Source organism: Niveispirillum sp. KHB5.9, from assembly GCF_048066115.1.
Classification (GTDB): Bacteria; Pseudomonadota; Alphaproteobacteria; order Azospirillales; family Azospirillaceae; genus Niveispirillum.
Genome location: NZ_JBLTYX010000047.1, coordinates 1 through 8991 on the forward strand (window position 1 = coordinate 1; position 8991 = coordinate 8991).

The following is an 8991-nucleotide window of genomic DNA, read 5'->3' on the forward strand; positions in this document are numbered from 1 at the left end:
CTGGCCGTCTGCGCGCCCGTCTATATCCTATCGATCGTAGCCATGATCGGCGCCTCGCAACTGGGCGACCCGGATCTGGTGATGGGGTGGCTGGTGATGCTGCATGTCTTCATGGGGGCGGCGGTGCCGGCGTGACCCTGACCTCCACCAATATCGCGCTGAAGCTTTCGCCCCGAGGCAGCGCCACCGCCTATATTGCGGTCAGCGCCACCGTCACGGCGGTGGCGGCGGGGATCGCTCCTATCCTGGGCGGGTTGCTGGCCGACTTCTTCACCGAGCGCAAGCTGGAACTGCTGCTGAGCTGGACCAACCCGCGCGGCGTCTATGATTTCCCGCTGATCCTGACCAGTTGGGACTTCTATTTCCTGCTGGCCGGCCTGTTCGGGTTCTACGCCATGCACCGGCTGACGCTGGTCGCCGAGCAAGGGGAGATCGAGCCGCGCGAGATGATGGGCGAAGTGTTGAACGAGACTATCCGTAGCATCCGCAACATCTCCAGCGTCGCAGGCCTGCGCGGGGCGACCGCGATACCACCGTCGCTGCCGCGTGACGCCCGCGTTCGCCTGCGTCTGGCGCGCGCCCGGGGCCGCATCGCCCTTCAGCGACCCCAGAATGTCGCGCAGCCTGTCCTTGCGGACGCGCAGCGACTGGTCGCGCAAGTCGCGGCCGGCATCGAACAGCAGGTCGAAGCCGAAAAAGGGTAGGTCGTCGGTCTTCCCGTCCGCCAGGGCCGCCTGCAGCGACGCGAAGTCGGACACGCCATCCGCGTCCAGCGCGATGACCTCCCCATCCATCAGCAGGTCGGGCAGGGTGCCGGCCGCTTTGGCCAATGCTGGGAAACCGTCGGCGGCGGGAAGGGGCTCGCGCGATCCCTCCCCGGTTGCCTGTGCCTTATGCCTGGCCTTCAAAACTGGTCGCTGCCGCTAGAAAGCCCGATGTCGGCGACTGCGTCCACTGAGAGCATATCCAGTGCGTGTTCGAACCATGTGACGGCAATATCTCAAAAATGGTGTGTTGTCTGAAATATGCATCGGCGTGCCACTTAATGAGAGGAATAAAAATACTCAGAAAATCGTAATAAAAATAGATCGCCACATGATCGTAGACCGCCGGAGTGTCTCCAGCGGGTTTTGTTTTGAAGGAGCCGGTCACTTTATGATCACAGGTCTCGTGTTGTAACTTCTCATGGTGGAATTTGTTCTGATGGTGATGATTTTTCATTTGCATAGCTATTGTTAGTAATAGAGATGATAGTTATAAAGTTACTTATGTGTTTTGAGGCTCCGGCCCTACTATCCCCCTCAAGCCGCGGCAGCAGATCATCTGCCAGCCAGGTGAAGGCCATGAACGCAGCTTCTGATGCCTACCAATTACGCCATCCAACAAGCCTACACCCCTTACCCGCCCATCAGTGACCGGGACCCGGTCATCGAAGGGAATGACGACAGCAATCATCTGCTGGGCACTGCGTCGGGCGACATCATGATCGGTCATGCCGGCGCCGACACGCTTGCCGGCGGCGGCGGGTTCGACGTCATGACCGGTGGTGCCGGCAATGACTGGCTGCATGGCGCGGCCGGTACGGATGTCGCCGTCTACCGTGGTGCGCTGGCCGATTACAGCTATGAAGTCGTAGGCGGTACCGTCACGCGGATCACCGACCTGCGGGCGGGTTCGCCCGACGGGTATGACCGGCTGACGGGCACCGAATTTCTGGTCTTCGGTAAGGAAACCTATTTCGCGTCCTTCATCCCCGGCGCCCCATCGGGTGATGATGCGCGCGCACAGGCCGCTCCCGCAGAAGGTGGGATCAACCTGCAGGCCAGCGGCGGTCCCAATGGCTGGCTGCTGGACCAGGAGTTCTACCTCAAACAGAACATTGATGTGGCGGAGGCCGTCTCCAGGGGCGAGACTACCGCGCAGGCTCACTGGGAAACCTATGGCCAGTACGAGGTGCGGTCACCCAATGGCCTGTTCAATGCCAACTATTACCTGGCCAACAATGCCGACCTGTCGGCGGCCTTTGGGACCGACGAGAAGGCGGCACTGAGCCATTGGCTGACCTATGGCATTGGAGAGGATCGCGACTCCACGGCGATGTTCAGCAGCCAGGCCTATCTAGCGGCCAATGATGACGTGGCGGAGAGCAACTTCACCGCGGTGGAGCATTTCCTGCTCTATGGCCATAACGAGGGTCGCGCGGCCACCGTCGACAGCGCGTGGCTGGGCCTGGCCTAATCACTGGCGGCGGGGAGGGGGCTCGCGCTATCCTGCGTGTCCCCTCCCCGTTTCGCCTGTCCATTGATGACCGACCTTCACAGCCTGATCGACGCGCTTGCCGGCACCCGCATCCTGGTGGTGGGGGGATGTCATGCTCGACCGGTTCATCCATGTGTTGAGCGTCGGGCCATTTAATTCCGATTATCTCCCATTTGGCGGGATCAAATGGCGGAGCACTGAACAATTATGCGGTAAACCGGCCCGTGATCCTGACTGGTGAAATGGCTGACTGACTGGCACTGACGCGCTGGACCCCGGCCTATCTCAAGGAAGCCGTCGGCGCGCGGCCGGTTGAATTCCAGGGCGGGCGCACGGGCGACCAGCACTTCGAGAGACAGAAGGACGCCCATCGGCGCGAAGCGCCGTTCGGTGCCTTCATCGACCAGATCCTGCGGCCCGGCGCCGGAAACGACCTCTACCTTACGGCCTACAATTCCGAGCGCAACGCCGATGCCCTGGCACCGCTGCACGGCGACCTCGGGTTCCTGGACAAGTTCCTTGATCGCCAGGTTGCCGTTCCGCATGGAATGATGTGGATCGGGCCGGCTGGCACGGTGACGCCGCTGCATCACGACCTCACCAACAATTTCATCGCCCAGATCGTCGGCCGCAAGCGGCTCAGGCTCGCCCCCGCCGCCCAGGTCGGCAAGCTCTACAATGACCGGCATGTGTTCAGCGAAATCGCCGATCTCGACGATCCTGGCATCGATCTGGCGCGCCATCCCCGCCTGGACGGGCTGCGCCTCTATGACGTGCTGCTGGAACCGGGCGAAATCCTCTTCGTGCCGTTGGCCTGGTGGCATCAGGTCAAGTCGCTCGATTTCAGCGTGACCATCACCTTCACCAACTTCCGATGGCGTAACGATGGCCATGCCGGTTACCCGCAAGGATAGAGGGCCGGAACCCCCTGCCAAGCCGGGCGGCGGCGGCTTCGGGTTCGATGCGAGGCGCGAAACCATGGCCTCTGGCAGATGCAAGGTTATCGATATCCGCTGCCAAAGGGGTATTTGGGCGGCGCTCAGGCTGCCGGCATGCTGTTCAAGTCGCTCGATGCCGAAAAGTTCCGCGCGGACGGGGGCCGTGGGTCCGTCCAGGGCGGGACCGGCGGTTGCGGCCCGAATGATAGGCATCATCGGCAATCTCCCACCCGGGTGGCCCTGATGTCATGGCTGCAGGCCTCGGGTTGGAAACGGCACAAGCGCATGCCGTGCCGGAATCATCGGAAAACAGATTTAGTGGTGCCACTCGGACCGGGCCGGCAGGTCGCCGCCGACATCGACATGGACGGCATCGTCAGGCGGCCGCTGGCGCTTGTCGGAAAATCGCAGGCTGAGGCATCGCCCGTCAGCCGTTCGCAGGGACAGGTCCCGGCGGCCGAATATCTCCCGCAGGGTTTCCGGCGCCAGCCGGATTTCACCGGCGCAGACAACCTCCCCGGAAAGCTCAAGAAAACCTTCGAAATCATAGTTGACCGGGGCGATCAGCTCATCGCCGCATGTTAGGGTGCCGGCACTGCGAAGCCCGCCAAGATATTGCATGATCAGTCTCATTCTCCGGCAGGAAGAATTATGGGCGTGCGATCGGCCTTGAGCACCGCTTCCAGTTCCTTGGTATCGATGGGAAGAGCCTGGCGAATGGAACTGAGAACGCCGATGGCGGGCGTGTGGAGCCTTGCCGACGTGCGCCGGTAGGCGGAAAAGGACAGGCCGCTGATCTCTTCCTCATCGATTTCCAGACGGTAGACCCCGACGGGCAGCAGGCTGTCGAACGAGGTGAGGGCAAACGGATGTTCGAACGTGACCGTCATTTCCTTCGTGCGGATGGGCATGGACTGATCCTTCCATTTGAAAGAGGGTGGCGGCGACACATAACGGTATCCGTTTTCGCACCTACTCTGCCTTGTCCATGGCCTGCTGGATGGCGCGGGCAAGATGGGTGGCGCGGAACGGCTTGCGGATTACGACCGCATCAGGTCGCACCAGGGGCCGGGGCAGCGGCATGCCGTCATTGAACAGGCGTGGAACGAACAGTGCCCGCAGGATCGGTGCCGAGCCGATGAATGTCGGGATACAGGGCAGATGGGCGTCCATGATGATCAGGTCCGGCCGGAAACGGTGCGCGGCCGAGATGGCTTGGCTGGTGGTCCGGACGATGGCGCAGATTTCGTGTCCCATCGCATGCAATATTGTGGACAGCTGCAGGGCGATCTGGGGTTCGTCCTCGGCGATCACGATCCGCAGGTTCCTGGCCGTGTCCATCGCTTTCGGGATGGCACCGCCTTCATTGTCCCATCGGGCCAGGGGATCGGGAGGCATCGCATCCGGGCTCTGACGATCGATCATCGTCAGGACGGTATCGCATGGGCTTCGATCAGCCAGAGCTGCCGGTCCATGTTCTGCGATATTTCAGTGAACAGGTCGGCTGTGCCCGGATCGCCATAGGAGGCGGACAGATCGACGGCCTCGCGTGCCGACCGACCGAAGGCGGTCATGGCCTTTGACAGGGCGACGACTGCTGGCCTATATCCGAAACGCCCAAGGGATAGGGCACGAGGAAGGATCTTTCCACGGCTGCCTGCACCGTGCCATGTGCGGTGCCGCCCAAGGTGCCTGCCCGTTCCGCGATCATATCCGTATAGACCTCGACCTTGACGGAGGTGCTGTTGAACAGCCTGTGCCCCGCACCGAAGTCAGAGCCCCTGACATTCCAATGGGCTTGCTTGACCTGAGCGTGCAGATCGATGGCGGCCGCCAAGTGACGGTTCAGCAGGTCGATCGATCGGGCGCGAACGGCTTCGGATAGCGTATTGCTCGTATGATGCATGGTCTTCCTCCTGCCGTCGATCATGATCATAAATGATGAGTAGAATTGGCAGAGAGGGTCGGAAAATACCCAGAACCGAAAGTATTAATCTTTATACACTTTTTCGTATTATACGCTCCAATGGGGCGTGTTAAAATGGATTTCCCGTTGTTAAGTCTCCAGCGAATATTTAAAGGTGTTTTGATCATGATAAGCCAAAGCCCAGGTCCACGGGATAACACGCCGGCCGGGACGGCGTTTCCCGTTGTGGCCATTGGCGCATCGGCCGGTGGGCTGGACGCGGCCACCCGGTTCGTGGCGGAACTTGGGGATGGCGGGGGTGCGGCCTTCATCCTGGTTCAGCATCTCGATCCCAATCATGACAGCCTGCTGGCCGATCTGCTGGCGGGCCACACCGCGCTTCCCGTCCGGGATGTCACCGATGGCATGGAAATCCGTCCCGGTCATATCCATGTCATCCCGCCCGGAACATACCTGTCGGTTGCCGATGGGCGCTTGCGCCTGATGTCGCCGCAGGCGCGGCATGGTGCGCGGCTGCCATTCGATTTCCTGCTGACGGCGCTGGCCCGGGATTATGGTTCGCGGGCGGTCTGCGTGGTGCTGTCGGGCTCCGGTGCGGATGGCAGCCTGGGACTGAAGGCGGTGCATGCGGCCGGTGGTCTGGTCATCGCCCAAGACCCGACGGAAGCGGGATATGACGGGATGCCGCGCAGCGCCATCGCCACGGGGCTGGTCGATCATGTGCTGCCGGTGGCGGCCATGCCGGCGATGATCCGCGACCATCCAGGAACCACGGGTGCCAAGGCACCGGCTGGCCCCTTGGATGGACTGCCGGCGGTCATCGACCTGCTGCGCGCCCATACGCCCCATGATTTCTCCTTGTACAAGAAAGGTACGCTGCACCGCCGTATCGACAGACGCATGGCTCTGGCTGGCATTGCGGCGGATGGGATGGGGGCCTATCTGGACTTGCTGCGTGACGACGCGGTGGAGCGCGACAATCTGGCCAAGGACCTGCTGATCAATGTCACCGCCTTCTTTCGCGATCCCGCGGTTTTCGATTTGTTGGCGGCCACCGTCATTCCCGACCTGATCCGGGGGCGGGGGCCGGATGATCACCTGCGCCTATGGGTGGCCGGGTGCAGCACGGGTGAGGAAACCTATTCGCTGGCCATGCTGCTTCTGGAGCAGATGTCCCTGCCGGGCCCGGCGATCAAGCTGCAGCTCTTCGCCTCCGACGTCGATCCCGACGCGGTGGCGAAGGCCCGCGAGGGGCTGTATCCCGCAGGCATCGTCGAGGTGGTGTCGCCCGAACGGCTGGCCCGGTTCTTCGTCCATGAGGACGGGGGCTATCGGGTCACCCAGGAACTGCGCAGCCTGGTGGTGTTCACGGTCCAGGACGTGCTGGCCGACCCGCCTTTCTCCCGGCTGGACTTCATCTCCTGCCGCAACCTGCTGATCTATCTGCTGCCCGAGGCGCAGGCGCGTGTGCTGTCCCTGTTCCATTTCGCGCTTCGCGATGGCGGTTTCCTGCTGTTGGGCGGGGCGGAGACGGTGGCGCCGGCCGGTGCGGACCGGTTCGAGGTGGTGTCGAAATCCGCACGCCTTTACCGGCATGTCGGTCGAAGCCGGCCGGGTGATTTCAGTTTTCTGATGAGTGCCGGCGACGGCGTCCGTGCCCCGGTCCGGGTGGGCGTCGGCCCCGGCCCGTCGCGGCAGGCGGCGCTGGCCGAGCTGTGCCAGCGGCTGGTGACGCAGGATTATGCCCCGGCGGCGGTGCTGATCAACCGCCGGCACGATTGCCTGTATTCCCTGGGGCCGACGGAACGCTATTTGCGGGTGCCGCCCGGTCATCCGACCCATGACCTGTTGTCCATGGTGCTTCCCGGCCTGTCGGTGAAGCTGCGCGGTGCCATCCAGCGGGCGCGGCAGGATCAGACGAGGATCATGGTCACGGGCGGCCGGTCCCGTCGCGATGGCGACAATCACGTCTTCAGCATCGCGGTGCAGCCTGTCCGCCATGACGGGGAAGACCTGATGCTGGTCTGTTTCATGGATCAGGTCCAGGTCGACACGCATGACGACCTTCCCGTCGCCCGCTCCGGCGAAGGCCCGGTCCTGGCGCTTGAACGCGAGTTGGACCATACGCGGACGGAACTGGAGGCGGCCATCCGCAACCTGGAACTGGCCGGGGCGGAGCAGAAGGCCATCACCCAGGAGGCGCTGTCCATCAACGAGGAGTACCAGTCCGCCAATGAGGAACTGCTGACCTCCAAGGAGGAGTTGCAGTCGCTGAACGAGGAACTGACCGCCCTGAACAGCCAGTTGCAGGAAACCCTGGAACGGCAGCGCACCACCGCCAATGATCTGCAGAACGTGCTGTACAGCACCGATGTGGCTACCATCTTCCTGGACCCCTGGCTGGCCATCCGGTTTTTCACGCCGGCGACGCGGTCGCTGTTCAGCATCCTGCCCGGTGACGTTGGCCGGCCCCTGGCCGATCTCAGTTCGCTGGCCGCCGACGGGGCCCTGATCGCCGATGCGCAGTCGGTGCTGACCAGTCGTGTGCCGATGGAACGGGAGATCGAGGCGCGGACGGGCGCCTGGTACCTGCGCCGTGTGCTGCCCTACCGTACCCAGGATGACCGGGTGGAAGGCGTGGTGATCACCTTCACCGATATCACCGAGCGCCGGCATGTGGCCAATGCCCTGAATGCGGCCAAGCGCGAGGCCGAACTGGCCAACCGGGGCAAGTCGCGCTTCCTGGCCGCCGCCAGCCACGACCTGCGCCAGCCCTTGCAGACCCTGACCCTGCTGCAGGGTGTCCTGGCCAACATGGTCACAGGTGGTCAGCGGGAACTGCTGGACCGGATGGGGGAGACGGTGGGCGCCATGTCCGGCATGCTGAACGCCCTGCTGGACATCAACCAGATCGAGGCCGGCATCGTCACCACGACCGTTACCCGGTTTTCCCTTCGCGACCTGCTGATCCGCATGCGCGACGAGTTCAGTTACCATGCCCAGGCCCGCCGCCTGGTCCTGCGCACGGTCACCTGCAGCGCCATGGCGTTCAGCGACCGCCATCTGTTGGAACAGATGATCCGCAACCTGTTGTCCAACGCGCTGAAATATACCAGGACGGGCAGGGTGCTGATGGGATGCCGGCGCCGGGCAGGCGGCATCGTCAGCATCGAGATCTGGGATACCGGCGTCGGCATTCCGGAAACTGAACAGCAGATGATCTTCGAGGAACATCACCAGATCCTGGAGGCTGGGGAGCAGCCCGGCAACGGATTGGGCCTGGGCCTGTCCATTGTGCGGCGGCTGAGCGGACTGCTGGGTCATCCCGTGCGGGTCCGTTCCACACCGGGCAAGGGCTCGATGTTCGCGGTGGATATCCTGCCCGATCCCGGCGCGGTACTGTTGCCGGAAACGTCGGCGGTGTCGGTACCGGAACCGACGGTTACGGTGTCGGGTACCATCCTGGTGGTGGAGGATGATCCGGAAGTGCGGGAATTGCTGGGCATGGTATTGAAGGAGGCCGGTCATCGGCCGATATTGGCGGTCGATGGCCCATCGGCGCTGCGCCTGATGGCGACGGGGGATTTCCGCCCGGACCTGCTGCTGGTGGATTTCAACCTGCCGGGCGGCATGAACGGGCTGGACCTGCTGACGGCGTTGCGCCGCGCCCTGCGTCGCCAGGTGCCGGGCCTGCTGCTGACGGCCGACATTTCCACAGAGACGCTGCGCGCCATCGCGTTGTGCAACGAGGTGCAACTGCACAAGCCGGTGAACCCGGCCGCGCTGTTGCGTACCATCCAGCGATTACTGTCCGCTCCGCCGCTGACGGCACGGATGCCGACAGGACCCACCGATGCCGATACCGGC

General features: G+C 63.2%; 9 protein-coding genes. 5 read left to right on the plus strand and 4 right to left on the minus strand.

Annotated features, from left to right (window positions below):
- The first annotated feature begins 131 nt into the window (after nt 1-131).
- The 4 genes from ACM9HJ_RS30680 to ACM9HJ_RS30695 all read left to right on the plus strand — a co-directional run bounded on the left by ACM9HJ_RS30680 (nt 132) and on the right by ACM9HJ_RS30695 (nt 3782).
- Nucleotides 132-704 (plus strand): hypothetical protein, encoded by a 573-nt coding sequence (locus ACM9HJ_RS30680; RefSeq protein WP_416575613.1) that lies wholly within the window; start codon nt 132-134, stop codon nt 702-704.
- Between the two features lie 655 nt (nt 705-1359).
- On the plus strand, nt 1360-2238 hold the full coding sequence (locus ACM9HJ_RS30685) for a hypothetical protein (RefSeq protein WP_416575614.1): 879 nt from the start codon (nt 1360-1362) through the stop codon (nt 2236-2238).
- 281 nt (nt 2239-2519) lie between these two features.
- Nucleotides 2520-3173 carry a cupin-like domain-containing protein gene (locus ACM9HJ_RS30690; RefSeq protein WP_416575621.1) on the plus strand — a complete coding sequence of 218 codons (654 nt, stop codon included), beginning with the start codon at nt 2520-2522 and terminating at the stop codon, nt 3171-3173.
- Nucleotides 3174-3311: 138 nt separating this feature from the next.
- Nucleotides 3312-3782, plus strand: a complete 471-nt coding sequence (locus ACM9HJ_RS30695) for a hypothetical protein (protein WP_416575615.1) — start codon at nt 3312-3314, stop codon at nt 3780-3782.
- A gap of 44 nt (nt 3783-3826) precedes the next feature.
- Here the strand turns inward: ACM9HJ_RS30695 and ACM9HJ_RS30700 are convergent, their stop codons facing one another.
- From ACM9HJ_RS30700 to ACM9HJ_RS30715, 4 genes are all read right to left on the minus strand, one after another.
- Nucleotides 3827-4108, minus strand: a complete 282-nt coding sequence (locus ACM9HJ_RS30700) for a hypothetical protein (protein WP_416575616.1) — start codon at nt 4106-4108, stop codon at nt 3827-3829.
- Between the two features lie 61 nt (nt 4109-4169).
- Entirely contained in the window at nt 4170-4622 is a 453-nt protein-coding gene (locus ACM9HJ_RS30705) for a hypothetical protein (protein WP_416575617.1), read from the minus strand.
- Nucleotides 4623-4624: 2 nt separating this feature from the next.
- On the minus strand, nt 4625-4771 hold the full coding sequence (locus ACM9HJ_RS30710; RefSeq protein ID WP_416575618.1) for a hypothetical protein: 147 nt from the start codon (nt 4769-4771) through the stop codon (nt 4625-4627).
- Nucleotides 4768-5103: a ferritin-like domain-containing protein gene (locus tag ACM9HJ_RS30715; RefSeq protein ID WP_416575619.1), complete on the minus strand. Its 336-nt coding sequence runs from the start codon at nt 5101-5103 to the stop codon at nt 4768-4770. Before ACM9HJ_RS30715 ends, ACM9HJ_RS30710 begins: the two co-directional genes overlap by 4 nt.
- Nucleotides 5104-5349: 246 nt before the next feature.
- Between ACM9HJ_RS30715 and ACM9HJ_RS30720 the strand changes: the two genes are divergently transcribed.
- On the plus strand, nt 5350-8991 hold a 3642-nt coding region (locus ACM9HJ_RS30720; RefSeq protein WP_416575620.1), incomplete at its 3' end, for a chemotaxis protein CheB.